Below are 12,384 nucleotides of genomic sequence, written 5' to 3' on the forward strand. Positions count from 1 at the left end.
CTGGGTCAGCCCGTAAGGCAAACAATAGTCGTTCCGTGGCCAGGCTGAAAGTGACAGAATTCAGACACTTCGTCTCAAAAACGGAACGATCATGGATTTGACTTCGCTTGGTGATTTCAATGCGGTTGCACTGCACGGTGGCTTTGGGCCCGCCAGTCGGGCGCTTGACCGGCCCAAGGCCACGCTCTCGCGGCGCGTGGCCGAACTGGAGGAAAGTCTTGGCGTCCGGCTGATCGAGCGAGGTTCGCGCAGGCTACGTCTTACAGAAGAGGGCCTCGCGCTCCATGAACGCACGCGGGGGCTCATGGCGGAAATTCAGGAGGCGGGTGAAGCGATTGCCTCGAGCGCTCCGGTGGCGCGCGGGCGGTTGCGCATCAGTGCGCCAGTCGTGTTCGCGCACGTCGTGCTGTGCCGGATCGCGCTGCGCTTTGCGCTTGCCTACCCCCAGGTCGAACTCGAAGTCGTCGCGGAAGACCGCGTTGTGAATCCGGTGGAGGAGGGCTACGACCTCGTTATCCGTATCGACCCGCCGCATGATGAGCAACTCGTGGGCCGTCGCATTCTCGGCGATCAGCGCCTCGTGGTTGCGGCGCCGTCCATATCGATTCCCTCGGGCGTGACACCCGACGCAGAAGGGGGTGCGGTACCGGCAGTGATGTCGACCGGGGCATCATCGGACGCGCGATGGGACATGCGAACGGAAGACGGTGGCATCAGAGCGATCAGGCCGACGCCGGTCCTGCGGCTGTCATCTCTGCTAATGGTGCGAGAAGCGGTGCTCGAGGGCGTGGGCGCAGCGCTCCTGCCCAGACTGTTGGTTGACAACGACGTGGCGACAGGACGACTCGCCTGCTGGGGTGAGGTGGGTTCGCGCGTGGAGATCTGGGCGCTTTACAATTCGCGCCGGCTGCTGAGCGCGAAGGTGCGGGCATTCATGAACATCCTGCAGGAACTCTCGAGACGGGAGCGCAAATGAAGCGGCGTGAGCGACCACAATGAGTCTCGGCGCCGCCAGGTTTCTTCGCGGTTGCTCGCTGAACTGGCCCGCCCCGCGCCCTCATCCAAACCGAACACAATAAGCAGGCGGCAAATGCGCTGAAATCAAATGCCAGCTTTCGCCGCCATCGTCGGACGTCCATAGCGCGCCAGTGGTTGACCCCATCGCGAGGCGCGTGCCGGAGTCATCTACAGCGAGCCCGTGCCGATACACGAGGTCATAGGCCGGTGCAGGCGGCAACCCGTTCGAGAAACGCTCGAACGTGCGGCCGCCGTCGCGTGTGCGCGTGACGACGAACTGGCCGTCCACCGGGATCCGGCACTGGTCTTTCACGGCGGGCACGAACCACGCGGTGTCCGGCTCGCGCGGATGCACGGCAACCGCGAAGCCGAAGCTCGATGGCTGCGCTTCGATCCGCTGCCAGTGCGCCGCGCCGTCGGTCGAGCGGAAGATCGCGCAGTGATGCTGCGTCCACAGCGCATCCGGGTTTGCCGCACATTGCACTACGCGGTGCGGGTCTTGCACGTTGGCATCGCCGCGCCGCTCCGGTGGCATGTAGTCGGCCTCCATGCCCTCCGCACTCACGCGCCAGGTCGCGCCGCCGTCCGCGGTTTGCCAGACGCCGCCGCACGACACGCCGATCGTCACGTGCCGGCTGTCGCGCGGATCGACCATCACGGAATGGATGCCCGGCGCGTCGTAGCCGCCTCCGAACCATTCGCGACGTTCCGGGCGATCCCACAGCGCACGGTTGAGCACCCATGTGTCGCCGCCATCGTCGGAACGGAAGAGCCCGCCGGGAATCGTGCCGGCCCACAAGACGCCCGGCTCGTCCGGGCCGCCGGTTTCGAGCGACCAGATTTGCTGAAGCGTCCAGGGAGGCGGCGGGCTGGGCGCGGCGGCGCTCGCATTGTCCGCGCTGGTGTTTGCACTCGCGTTCGTGCTCGCATTCGCGCCGTCACCGATAAGCGTCTCCCCGGCAGGCTGCGGCGGGTAGACGGGAACCGCGCACTCTTCCCAATCCTGCGCGCCGGCGCGCCGGCGATGCAGCTTCACGCCGAAGTGGCCGAGATTGAGTGCGGCATACAGCGATCCGTCGCGCGGATCAGGCAGCACCATGCTCACCGGCTCGCCGACGAAATACGGCTCACCGAGCGTCCAGCCGCCCTCGCCATCGGCTTGCAGAACGAACAGTCCCTTGCGGGTTGCGACAAGTAATCGATCGCTCATGTCGAGTTTCTCCTGTCGACCAGAGTTGGCGCTTCAGCGCTTACTCTGGTCCCATGCAAAGCTCGACCAGAGTTGGCGCTTCAGCGCTTACTCTGGTCCCATGCAAAGCTCGACCAGAGTTGGCGCTTCAGCGCTTACTCCGATCCCATGCATTGCACTCTGGTCCCATGCAAAGCTCTTGTACGGATGGAACCCCCTTATCCGCCCGACAGCGCCTGTACGACGTAAACCCGGCTTTCCTCGCCGAGCGCATCGGACAGGTGTTGTCGGTCGCGCACCGGCCGGCCGTTGACAAACACGGCGAGATGCCGCCGCAGTGAGCCCTGATCGTCAAGGATGTAGCCGCGCAGTCGAGGTTGCTCGGCGAAGACGGCCTCGAGCGCTTCGCCGAGCGTGCGCGCGTCGACCTCGCGCTCGGGCGTTGCGATATGCCGCTGAATCGAAGCAGCGAAGAAGATGTGCGCCATGGCGGGGTAGCGGCGCGGGAATGGCCGTGTCCGTTGATTCTGTAGTTTAGGCGATCCGCCGTGTGCTTCGGGGCATCGCCATACAAAAGACGATAGAGCACCGCACGCCCACACGCCGCCGACCTTGCTTCGATGCACAGCGATTACATGCGATGTAATTGGCGCGCCGGGCAGCCGCTCCTACTCTTTGGCTGTCGCGCAACCAATCCGGTTACGCTCACCGCCAAGGAGATACCATGTCCCACTTTCCCGCTCACACGATCGAATCCGCTCCCGCGCAATCGAAGCCAGTTCTCGAGCAATTGCAGCAGGTTTTCGGCATGATTCCGAACATCGCGGCAAAAATGGCCGCTTCACCGGTGCTGATCAACGGGTTCATCGGGCTGTTCGAGCGCGTGCATTCGAGCAGCCTCACGGAACCACAGATCCAGACGCTGCTTCTGACCAACGCGGTCACGAACGCCAGCGAATGGGCGGTCGCATTTCATACGGCGCTCGCGTTGAAGCAAGGCGTACATCCCGCCGATGTCGATGCGATCCGGCGTGGCATCCTGCCCGATGATCCCGGACTGGCCGCGCTGTCAATGCTGGCGCGCACACTGATTGAAAAGCGCGGCCGCCTGGCCATTTCGGACCAGAATCGCTTCTTCGAAGCGGGCTACAGCTCCGAGCAAATTCTTGAGGTGATCGCGGTAGTTGCCGCATCGACCATCACAAACTACACCGGCAGCGTTACCCAGCCGGCGCTCGAAGCACCGTTCGAGGAATTCGTCTGGCATGTGCCCGCACCCTGAGTCGGTTACGTTATATTGATCTTTCTCGATCAGGGAAATCCGATGAACGCCACCCGTCCCGATTCGAACATGCCGCCGGGCGAACTTGGGGATTTGTTGCGCTATTGGCGCGACGTGCGTGGCATGAGTCAGCTCGATCTGTCGCTCGAGGCCGGTGTCTCGCAGCGGCAGATCAGCTTCATCGAAAGCGGGCGCAGTGTGCCGGGTCGGGACACGCTGCTGGTGCTTGCGCAAACGCTCGACGTGCCGCTGCGCGAGCGCAACGCACTGCTGCTCGCCGCTGGCTACGCGCCCATGTATTCGGAGGCGCCATGGAATGCACAGGAAATGCATAGTGTCGTTCGCGCGCTTGAGCGCGTCGTTCGTCAGCATGAACCGTTTCCTGCGATGGTCATGGACCGCCACTGGAATGTGCTGATGACCAACGATGCAGCGCCTCGCTTTTTCAATCACTTCATTGACCTGGCCTCGCGCGAAGCCCCGCGCAACATGCTGCATCTGATCTTCGATCCGCAGGGAATGCGTCCGTTTGTGGCGGATTGGGACAACGTCGCGCGAAGTTTGCTGCAACGGGTGCATCGCGAGTCGGTTGGCCACGTGCTTGACGGCAAAACCAGGCATCTGCTTGATGAACTACTCGCCTATCCACACGTGCCGCGCGGCTGGAAGACGCATCATGGGCCGTCCACCACGCCTACGATGCCCGTCATTCCGATGGGTTTCGTCAGCGAGGGAGTCGTGCTTCGCTATTTCTCGATGGTCACGACCGTTGGCGCACCGCAGAACGTTGCGGCGCAGGAACTACGCCTGGAATGCATGTTCCCCGCCGATGACGAAACCGAGGCGCGCCACCAGCAGTTGCTCGCCGTGCCGTCAAGGCATCACTGAGCCGCTTGCCGGTGGAACCTGCGTGCCCGGCCGGCCAGCCTCCGTCAGTCGGACCGGCACGTATGTCGCAGTACTTCAGGTGTCGGATCGACCTCCGGAAACCGCCATTCAACGGGTCGAGGATCGAACGGCAAAGAAGGGGCGGCTGCCGTCGACCGCGTCGGGCGGCAGTCGGCCAGGAAGGACCCTCGGCCGTAGTTCTCGAAAGGCGACGGTCAAGGAGCTCATGACTCCCAGTGCCAGCGCACGACAGACGAGAAGTTTCCTATTGCAGCACTGCCTGGAAAAACTGCACCACATCGGCGTTGAATTGTTCATGGAATGCCGCGCGGTCGAAGCCCGGCAGACTGGTGCAGATTTCCGGCGTCTTCCGGGACAGGCGCGCATCGCAGGGTGGCAGGAAGTCGTAGTGGCCTGCGTTGGCGACCACGTGATATTCGGGCGGTCGGGGCAGGTCGGCACGTACCGCCTCGTCATAATAGGGATGTGGCTGATGACGATCGTCGGCTGCTCGCCAGAGCTGGATCGGGGCGCGCACGCTGCTTAGCCCTGCGCGGCCAAAGGCGAAGCCGAACGCTGGCGCAGCGATGACTACGGCCTTGATGCGCGGATCGTGGACCCAGGCGCCGGCGGGAACATCCGGGCCAAAATGGGGATCGACGCCGGCGTGCTTCAGGGCCGCGCACAGGTCATGCTCCGGGTGGGCCTCGCAATACGGGGCGATCTCCGAAAGGTCCGGGATCCCGCCTGCGGCCACGAGCACGGTAAAGCCGCCGTTGGAAAAGCCGAACGCGCCGACGCGGGCCGCATCCAGCCGCCCGTGCCAACGCCACTCATCGATCATGTAGTCCACCAGCCGGTGAAGCTGGGCGGGACGGCGCCACAGTTGCAAAACCCGGCTCTGGTCATCGAAAGTGTCACCGGCGTGGCTGACGGCCGCCGCCACGAAGCCCGCGTGAGCCAAGGCGAGCGCCGTGTCGTAATGGCCGTCGTACCACCCTCCGCCGCCATGCGACATCACCACCAGCGGCAGGCGATGGCCAGCGATCGGAGCGCCCGGCGCCACAGTCTGGGTAACATTGCCCAGCGAGTGCGGTGTCGCCGGCGCGGTAGTCGGGTACCAGATCCCGGCCGTTAGCGGCGGTTCCGCGCCATTCGCTATCTTGACCTCCTCGAAGCCGACCTCGGCGGCGAGGGCAGGCGCGGCAACCAGGGCAAAAAGGGTGGTGATCACGGCCATCAATCTCACGGCGATCTCCTTTGTTGTCGTCGCTCAGCTCGACCGGTAGTGAGTGACCGTTGTGAAACGGACCGTATTAGTGCCCGGGCTTCTCGATGGACCTGGAACTCCGCTCGTCGAGCAGTCACCTGAGCCGGGCGCACCGGTCGCGTTGATCGCTTCGCAGAAGAATCTCCACCCTATCCAAAGTCAACCTTGCGTGGTACAGGAAGTTCACGAGCGTCTGCTTTCCCGAAAGCCGAATGACTACAGGGTCGGTGAGAGTCAGTCTTGTGGGAAAAATGGCTTCCAGCTTAACGCGTTGTCGTGGGATTCACGCGTTCAATCGAGCGGAACCGTCAGCCGGTCGATGACGGCGCGCGTCTCGGGCCGCACGCCACGCCACCAGGCGAACGCTTCTGCTGCCTGCTCCACCAGCATGCCGACACCGTCCGCGACACCCCGCACACCCGCATTGCGGGCCAGCCGCAGAAAGGGCGTTAGTCTCTTGCCGTAGGCGAGTTCGTAAGCCGCGCCTGCGGGACTGAAAACAGTCGGTGGAACTGGCGGCAGATCGCCGGTAAGGCTGGCCGACGTCGCGTTGACCACCAGGTCGAACTGCCCCATCGCCTCAAGATCGCCGTACCCGCAGGCGGCCAACGGACCGCTCGTGGCGACTTGTTCGACCAGCGCCCGAACCTTCGCAATGTCCCTGTTGGCGACGACCAGTTCAGCGGGTCGCGCGGCAAGGAACGGCAGCAAAGCACCACGCACTGCGCCACCCGCGCCGAGGACCAGCACGCGCTTGCCGGCCATCGGCAGCTTCAGGTTGACTTCGATGTCGCGCACCAAACCGACGCCGTCAAAATTCTCGGCGACGATCCTGCCGTCTCTGAAGCTCAGCGCATTGGCGGCACCAGCCAGTGCCGCGCGCTCGCTGCGTTCGTCGGCCATCGCGAACGCCTTCAGCTTGAAGGGCGCGGTCACGTTCATGCCTTTGCCGCCCGCCGCGATGAACGCGCGCACGGTCCCGGCGAACGCGTCCGGCGGCTCCATCGGACCTTCGATCGCCGCATAGGACATGTCCTGCCGCGTCTCCTGCGCAAACAGACCGTGGATCAATGGGGATTTCGTGTGTCCGATCGGATTGCCGATCACCGCGTATTGGTCAGTCATGATGGCCTCACCCTTGAATACAACACACCGTCGGTCTGCATCGCGTCGATCTCGGCAGCGCCGAAGCCCAGCGATTGCGCCACTTCCGCATTGTGCTGACCGAGATCGGGCGCGACCTCGCGGATTGTCGTGTCGCAGTCGGAGAAGCGAAACGGCAGGTTCGGCAGGCGCAACTTCCCGTAACGCGGGTGCTCCTGCTCGACCACCATGCCTCGCGCGACGATTTGCGGATCGGCCAGCACTTCGTCGATGCGCTGCACCTTGGCACAAGGCACATCGATTCCATCGAGCAGTTCCAGCACCTGCGCCACCGGTCGGCCGGCAACCCAGGGCTGCACCACCGCCAGGATCTCGAGCCGATGAGCATTGCGTCCTGCGAGGTTGTGGAATCGTGTATCGGTGCCGAAGCCGGCCGGTCCTCCATGCGCCTCGATGAGGGCGGCGAAGCGCTTCCACGCGTCGTCCACCTGCGCCGCGATCACGAGGTCGCCATCGGCGGCACGGAACACGCCATAGAGCGTCGACGTGGGCATGTCGTGACCGGTCTGTTCAGGCACGATGCCTTGCATCGTGTAGCACTGCACCGCGTATTCGTGCATCGACACCAGCGTGTCGTACAGCGCCATGTCGATGTGCTGGCCGCGACCGCTCTTCACGCGACCGAGCAGCGCGGCATTGATCGCCGCCACCGCGTGAATGCCGGTGTACATGTCCCCGAGCGAGATGCGCATCAGCGGCGGCGGCTCGCCGGGATTGCCGATCATCTGCATGATCCCGCTCTTCGCTTCGGCGATCAGGCCAAAGCCGGCGCGATGCGCATCCGGTCCCGTATGGCCGTAAGCCGAAATCGAGCAATAAACAAGGCCCGGATTTCGCGCGGACAATTCGTCATAACCCAGCCCCAGCTTGCCCAGCGCACCGGGCCGGTAGTTCTCGACGAACACATCTGCCGAGTCGCACAGCCGCTGCATGAACTCCTTGCCGCGCGGGTCCTTCATGTTGATACTGACGCCGCGCTTGCCCATATTGAGCTGCAGGAAATAGCCGCTCTGCTCGTCATCGAGCACAGTGGCGTGCTGACGCCCCGCGTCGCCGCTGCCGGGGCGCTCGACCTTGATGACTTCGGCGCCGAGCGCCGCGAGACAGCGCCCAACATACGGACCGGCCAGAAAATGGCTGTAATCGACGACGCGGATACCTTCGAGAGGACGTGCCTGCATCAGAATGCTCCCGGTCGGCGCGGCACCATCAGACGATGCTCGCCATGCTGAACGATCTGGCCGTCCTGATTGATCAGCTCAGACGGCAGCACGACAATACCCCAACCGGGACGGCTCCTGCTTGCACGCATCGAACCCACTCGGAACTTCACGTGCAGCACGTCGTTGACCTTGATCGGCAAATGGAAGTCCCACGTCCAGCCGAGCGACATGCCTGGCAGGAAACGGTATTCGCTTTGGGTCTTGAGCCCATCGGCGATAGACAAACCAAACAGACCGTGCGCGACGATCGAACCGAAGTGGCTCGCGTTCGCATATTCCTCGTCCACATGCACCGGCGTGTGATCGCCGGTGAGGTCGGCGTAGGCAAGAATACGTTCCTTCGTCACTGTGTAGTTCGGGCTCACGCATTCGTCACCCTCGCGGGCATCGTCCCAGTATTTATCGACGATCGTCATGTCACACCTCCGCACGCGGGTTGATGTCCAGTGCCCGCGCCACGCACGAAGCGGGCCTGGCCTGGATCAGTTCGACGGCGAGGCCGTCCGGCAGGCGCAACCAGTTGCGTCCCTGCGGCATTTCGCTGACGTCATACCGTTGCGCGGCGGCCAGCGCGGCCTCCATGTCTTCGCACATCACGCCCAGGTGGGCGAGCCGGCCTTCAGGGCCTTCGTGGTTCGGGTCATGGATGAATTGCAGGCCGCCGAGCGTCCAGTACTGCCGGGGTTCCTCGATGGTGCCGTCGACCTCGCGCATCGTCATGCCGAGTACGTCTTCGAAAAAGCGGATGTGCCAGTGAATGTCCTTCACCCAGATGGCGACATGCTCCAGATAGGCCTTGCTGCCGTTCATGTGGTTGTCTCCTTTGTCGACCAGAGTGGGCGATTTAGCTGTCGACCAGAGTTCGCGCTTTAGCGCGATACTCCGGTCCCATGCAAAGCACTTACTCTGGTCCCATGCAAGATGTTGCTGAGTTGCCGGTCGGTCATGGCACGTTCGATGCCCTTGATGCAGGCCACCAGCGTCGCGTTGACCGGAGTCGGCACGCCGTGCCGCTGTCCCCAGCGCACGACCGCGCCGTTGATAAAGTCGATTTCGGTGATGGAGCCTTTTTCGAGGCTTTGCAGCATCGAGGTCTTGAAGGCGGCGGAAAGTCCTTCGCCGGCGAGGGTCCACGGGCCCTCAGGATTGGTGGTAGAGAGCGTCACGCCAGCGGCCTGGGCGACCGCCATCGCTTCGGCGACCGCCGCGAGCGCGGCCGTTTTCAGAAGCGGCTCGTCGTAGAGTTGCCCGTAGGTCAGGCCCGTGACGCCGGTCAGCGCGCCTGTTGCGACATTGACCAGCAGCTTGTCCCAGATCGTGCCGACGATGTTGTCGCTGACCGTGGTGACGAGTCCGGCGACATTGAAGATTTCGGCGATCGCCGTCACGCGGGAGGTGACCCGGCCATCGAGTTCGCCGATGTAAGTCGCCTTGCCGGCGACGCCGGACTCGATGTGCCCCGGATTGCGCATCACCCCGCCGACGTAGGTCTTGCCGGCCAGCACCCGCTCGCGACCCACGATGTCGGCGAGCACATCTTCGTGCCCAAGGCCGTTTTGCAACGACAGGACCAGCGTTTCGGGTCCGATCAGTTCCAGGGCGCCGCGCATCGCCGCATCGGTATGAAATGACTTGACCAGCACGACGACCAGATCGACTGCGCCGGCCTCGGCGGCCCGTGTCGTCGCCTGGACCTTCACTCGACGCGAGCCATTCGCGTCGTCAACGCGCAGACCATCGCGCCGCATGGCCTCCACATGCGCCGCCGAGCGGTTCAGCAACCAGACTTCGTTGCCGGCTTCGGTCAGCGCCGCGCCAATGGCACAGCCCAGTGCGCCCGCACCCAGAATCGCAATCTTCACTGCTATCTCCTTGATATGGAGACCAGGATACGATTTGGCGCTCATGCCGGCAATGCAATGGGTACAATGACATCATTGCGCTGGACAATATAGCCATGAATTCGACAGAACTTCCCGATCTGAAGCTACTGCAGCTTTTCGACCTTCTCTACGATGTCCGCAGCGTCACGCGCGTGGCCGAGCAACTCGGGCAGAGCCAGCCGACGATTAGCATCTGGCTGGGGCGTTTGCGGGAGTATCTGCAGGACCCCTTGTTCATACGTACGCCGGGCGGCATGGCACCGACGCCGCAAGCCGATGCGCTGATCGGGCCGTGCCGGGAGATTCTCGAATCGCTGCGGCGCTTCGCTGCGTGGGAAATAGCGTTCGATCCAGCCACCGCGAAACGGCGGTTCCGTATCTGCATGACCGACGCCAGCCACATCACGCTGCTTCCACGAATGCTGGCGCACGTGCGCGCGCAGGCACCGGGCTTGCGGCTGGAAGCGACGAGAATCGACGGCAATACGGAACGGACGCTGGAATCCGGTGAGGCCGACCTCGCGATCGGCCATGTGCCGTGGCTTGGCGGTGAGATCTACCAGCAGCAGCTATACATGCAGGACTGGGTCTGTCTGGCGAATCGCCGTCACCCGCGGTTGGGCACCAGACTCGGCTTGAAGCACTATCGCGCGGAGGGGCATGTCGCGATCAGCGCGGGGACGGGAGCACAACTGCTCGAACAGGCGCTGGTACGCGAACACATCGATCGCGACGTGGTGCTGGAGTTACCAGGTTTCCTCGGGCTCGGGGCGATCATCAAGAGCACCGACCTGATCGCCACGCTGCCGCGACACATCGGTGAGACGCTGGCGAAGGTCAACGATCTGGCGGTCCATCCGTGCCCGGTTCCCGTAGAAGGTTTCGCCGTTCGGCAGCACTGGCACGCCAGATATCACCACGAAGCGGGTAACCGTTGGCTGCGCGGTCTGGTGGTGCAGTTGTTTGGAACATCGGGCCGATAAGGCGCGTACCTCGAAGGGGCTCGCGTCGAACTATCACCGAGGCGCTGGTATATCGGACGAGTCATGGCGAACTGTTCGTGAGCCATCACCCACGACGGCCGTCTCGCCACGATCGAAGTGAACATGGACCGCCGCACTGTAGAAGGCCTGCCTGGGTGACCGACCCCTCGGTCGATAAAGCCAGCGGCTACAGATGCAACATGATCTCTGTCGCGAAGGCGCGAATGACTTCTTCATTTCGCGCTAGGAACATCCACTGACCAACACGGGTCGAAACGAGCAGTCTCGCCTTGACCAACACCGCGACTTGCGCTGATACAGTCGATTGAGATAGCCCACCGCGCGCATGGATTGCATTTGACGGTACCCCGCAACCAAGATCGACGTATCCCTCTACAAAGTATTTGTTGGGCGCCTTTAACCACCTCAAGATCTCGCGCCGGAACGGATTTGCGAGTGCTTTATAGATTAAATTCTCGTTAGCCATAGATTTCGACAAACACCTCGATAGAAGCTGAACTAATACGCGGGAGGTCACTCCGAAAACGCATTGCACCCATCAGGTTGCGCTCATGGTCGTGTCACTCTTTGCGAGACCGGAGCTCATCTTCGCTAGAACATATCCGTGGCACTCTTGCGTCTTCCTGGTGTCGGTGCATGGGCCAAACCTCACTGCATCTGGGCCATGACCGGCATTCGTGAGACGATTCAGGTGGATGCCATCGCATCATGGCGAGCGGCATCCCGGTTCGTTGAACGAGCCTTGACTTTGCGCTCACTTGCGCTGCCGCGACAATGACTCTGTAATGCTTCTGGCGAACTCTTCGCCAAGGTCCTCCCTGACCAGAGCCAAGGCCACCTGGATGCCGTCACTTACGCCGCGCGACGAGTACAGGTTGCCATCCTTCAAGCAGCCTTGATTGCTCACGAAGTGTACTAAGGGATACTCGATGGAGAGATGTGGCGCGTCGCGCCAATGCGTGGTCAACGCGCGATGGTCGGCAAGGCCGGCGCGTGCGATTAAAAAAGCCCCGTTGGACACCGACGCGAGCCTTCGCACCCTACGTCCGGCATCACTGAGCCAGTCCACCAGTTCGCGGTGCTCACGCCCCGTACCGATGACCGGGGAACCTGGCACTACGACGATGTCGAATGAAGTATGCGCATCCGACAGACATTCCGTCGTGCCCACCGCTATGCCATTCGAGCAGAGGACGGGCCCCGGGGACGGCCCCACGAGATGCTGCTCGTACAACATTGCGCCGCACAGACGGTTCGCTTCGTGGAAAACATCCATCGTGCCCATCACTTCGAGCAGCCGAAAACCTGCGTACAGCATCATCGCAACATGCATGAGCCGTCACCTGCAAGGCGCTCGGCGGCGGCTGGGAATCGACTTACGCCAATCCACAAGCCTCGCGTTGATGGGGGCACTGAGGGGGCAGATGTAGTGTCTCTCGTAGGCGTTCAAGGTTACGTAGATTC

General features: G+C 62.9%; 14 protein-coding genes. 4 read left to right on the forward strand and 10 right to left on the reverse strand.

Features of this window, described 5'->3' with window-relative positions; genetic code table 11:
* The first annotated feature begins 91 nt into the window (after positions 1-91).
* The gene (locus tag P3T23_RS30375; RefSeq protein WP_429319786.1) at positions 92-976 is read left to right on the forward strand and encodes a LysR family transcriptional regulator; all 885 of its coding nucleotides are present in this window, start codon (positions 92-94) and stop codon (positions 974-976) included.
* An 81-nt stretch (positions 977-1,057) separates the two neighbouring features.
* On the opposite strand, the gene P3T23_RS30380 is transcribed toward P3T23_RS30375, so the two are convergent.
* Both P3T23_RS30380 and P3T23_RS30385 read right to left on the reverse strand, forming a co-directional pair.
* The gene (locus tag P3T23_RS30380) at positions 1,058-2,227 is read right to left on the reverse strand and encodes a WD40/YVTN/BNR-like repeat-containing protein (protein ID WP_429319787.1); all 1,170 of its coding nucleotides are present in this window, start codon (positions 2,225-2,227) and stop codon (positions 1,058-1,060) included.
* Positions 2,228-2,424: 197 nt separating this feature from the next.
* Positions 2,425-2,694, reverse strand: a complete 270-nt coding sequence (locus P3T23_RS30385; protein ID WP_429319788.1) for a MoaD/ThiS family protein — start codon at positions 2,692-2,694, stop codon at positions 2,425-2,427.
* A gap of 236 nt (positions 2,695-2,930) precedes the next feature.
* On the opposite strand from P3T23_RS30385, the gene P3T23_RS30390 reads away from it, so the two are divergent.
* Together P3T23_RS30390 and P3T23_RS30395 are read left to right on the forward strand one after the other, a co-directional pair.
* Positions 2,931-3,488 (forward strand): carboxymuconolactone decarboxylase family protein, encoded by a 558-nt coding sequence (locus P3T23_RS30390; RefSeq protein ID WP_429319789.1) that lies wholly within the window; start codon positions 2,931-2,933, stop codon positions 3,486-3,488.
* 42 nt (positions 3,489-3,530) lie between these two features.
* A complete protein-coding gene (locus P3T23_RS30395; RefSeq protein ID WP_429319790.1) occupies positions 3,531-4,376 on the forward strand; it encodes a helix-turn-helix domain-containing protein in 846 nt (281 codons plus the stop codon).
* A gap of 265 nt (positions 4,377-4,641) precedes the next feature.
* Here P3T23_RS30395 and P3T23_RS30400 read toward each other — a convergent pair whose 3' ends face one another.
* The 6 genes from P3T23_RS30400 to P3T23_RS30425 all read right to left on the reverse strand — a co-directional run bounded on the left by P3T23_RS30400 (position 4,642) and on the right by P3T23_RS30425 (position 9,895).
* Positions 4,642-5,616, reverse strand: coding sequence for an alpha/beta hydrolase family protein (locus tag P3T23_RS30400; protein WP_429319791.1), 975 nt, complete (start codon positions 5,614-5,616; stop codon positions 4,642-4,644).
* 321 nt (positions 5,617-5,937) lie between these two features.
* A complete protein-coding gene (aroE, locus tag P3T23_RS30405) occupies positions 5,938-6,771 on the reverse strand; it encodes a shikimate dehydrogenase (RefSeq protein ID WP_429319792.1) in 834 nt (277 codons plus the stop codon).
* Entirely contained in the window at positions 6,768-7,991 is a 1,224-nt protein-coding gene (locus P3T23_RS30410) for a CaiB/BaiF CoA transferase family protein (protein WP_429319793.1), read from the reverse strand. The genes aroE and P3T23_RS30410 overlap by 4 nt, the downstream gene beginning before the upstream one ends.
* Positions 7,991-8,449: a MaoC family dehydratase gene (locus P3T23_RS30415; RefSeq protein WP_429319794.1), complete on the reverse strand. Its 459-nt coding sequence runs from the start codon at positions 8,447-8,449 to the stop codon at positions 7,991-7,993. Before P3T23_RS30415 ends, P3T23_RS30410 begins: the two co-directional genes overlap by 1 nt.
* 1 nt (position 8,450) lies before the next feature.
* Positions 8,451-8,843 (reverse strand): VOC family protein, encoded by a 393-nt coding sequence (locus P3T23_RS30420; RefSeq protein WP_429319795.1) that lies wholly within the window; start codon positions 8,841-8,843, stop codon positions 8,451-8,453.
* A gap of 59 nt (positions 8,844-8,902) precedes the next feature.
* Positions 8,903-9,895 (reverse strand): ketopantoate reductase family protein, encoded by a 993-nt coding sequence (locus P3T23_RS30425; RefSeq protein ID WP_429319796.1) that lies wholly within the window; start codon positions 9,893-9,895, stop codon positions 8,903-8,905.
* Positions 9,896-9,990: 95 nt separating this feature from the next.
* Between P3T23_RS30425 and P3T23_RS30430 the strand changes: the two genes are divergently transcribed.
* A complete protein-coding gene (locus tag P3T23_RS30430) occupies positions 9,991-10,899 on the forward strand; it encodes a LysR family transcriptional regulator (protein WP_429319797.1) in 909 nt (302 codons plus the stop codon).
* 187 nt (positions 10,900-11,086) lie between these two features.
* Here P3T23_RS30430 and P3T23_RS30435 read toward each other — a convergent pair whose 3' ends face one another.
* Positions 11,087-11,386, reverse strand: a complete 300-nt coding sequence (locus tag P3T23_RS30435) for an ArsR/SmtB family transcription factor (protein ID WP_429319798.1) — start codon at positions 11,384-11,386, stop codon at positions 11,087-11,089.
* Positions 11,387-11,674: 288 nt separating this feature from the next.
* On the reverse strand, positions 11,675-12,253 hold the full coding sequence (locus tag P3T23_RS30440) for an AraC family transcriptional regulator (protein ID WP_429319799.1): 579 nt from the start codon (positions 12,251-12,253) through the stop codon (positions 11,675-11,677).
* Positions 12,254-12,384 lie beyond the last annotated feature (131 nt).

This window comes from Paraburkholderia sp. GAS448 (genome assembly GCF_050435685.1).
Lineage (GTDB): Bacteria > Pseudomonadota > Gammaproteobacteria > Burkholderiales > Burkholderiaceae > Paraburkholderia.

What these genes read in the sequence shown, in the direction of transcription:
- P3T23_RS30430 (WP_429319797.1), top strand. Translation starts at nt 9,991, where the DNA reads ATGAATTCGACAGAACTTCCCGATCTGAAGCTACTGCAGCTTTTCGAC.
- P3T23_RS30440 (WP_429319799.1), bottom strand. Translation starts at nt 12,253, where the DNA reads ATGCATGTTGCGATGATGCTGTACGCAGGTTTTCGGCTGCTCGAAGTG.
- aroE (WP_429319792.1), bottom strand. Translation starts at nt 6,771, where the DNA reads ATGACTGACCAATACGCGGTGATCGGCAATCCGATCGGACACACGAAA.
- P3T23_RS30395 (WP_429319790.1), top strand. Translation starts at nt 3,531, where the DNA reads ATGAACGCCACCCGTCCCGATTCGAACATGCCGCCGGGCGAACTTGGG.
- P3T23_RS30410 (WP_429319793.1), bottom strand. Translation starts at nt 7,991, where the DNA reads ATGCAGGCACGTCCTCTCGAAGGTATCCGCGTCGTCGATTACAGCCAT.
- P3T23_RS30385 (WP_429319788.1), bottom strand. Translation starts at nt 2,694, where the DNA reads ATGGCGCACATCTTCTTCGCTGCTTCGATTCAGCGGCATATCGCAACG.
- P3T23_RS30400 (WP_429319791.1), bottom strand. Translation starts at nt 5,616, where the DNA reads ATGGCCGTGATCACCACCCTTTTTGCCCTGGTTGCCGCGCCTGCCCTC.
- P3T23_RS30390 (WP_429319789.1), top strand. Translation starts at nt 2,931, where the DNA reads ATGTCCCACTTTCCCGCTCACACGATCGAATCCGCTCCCGCGCAATCG.
- P3T23_RS30435 (WP_429319798.1), bottom strand. Translation starts at nt 11,386, where the DNA reads ATGGCTAACGAGAATTTAATCTATAAAGCACTCGCAAATCCGTTCCGG.
- P3T23_RS30415 (WP_429319794.1), bottom strand. Translation starts at nt 8,449, where the DNA reads ATGACGATCGTCGATAAATACTGGGACGATGCCCGCGAGGGTGACGAA.
- P3T23_RS30375 (WP_429319786.1), top strand. Translation starts at nt 92, where the DNA reads ATGGATTTGACTTCGCTTGGTGATTTCAATGCGGTTGCACTGCACGGT.
- P3T23_RS30420 (WP_429319795.1), bottom strand. Translation starts at nt 8,843, where the DNA reads ATGAACGGCAGCAAGGCCTATCTGGAGCATGTCGCCATCTGGGTGAAG.
- P3T23_RS30380 (WP_429319787.1), bottom strand. Translation starts at nt 2,227, where the DNA reads ATGAGCGATCGATTACTTGTCGCAACCCGCAAGGGACTGTTCGTTCTG.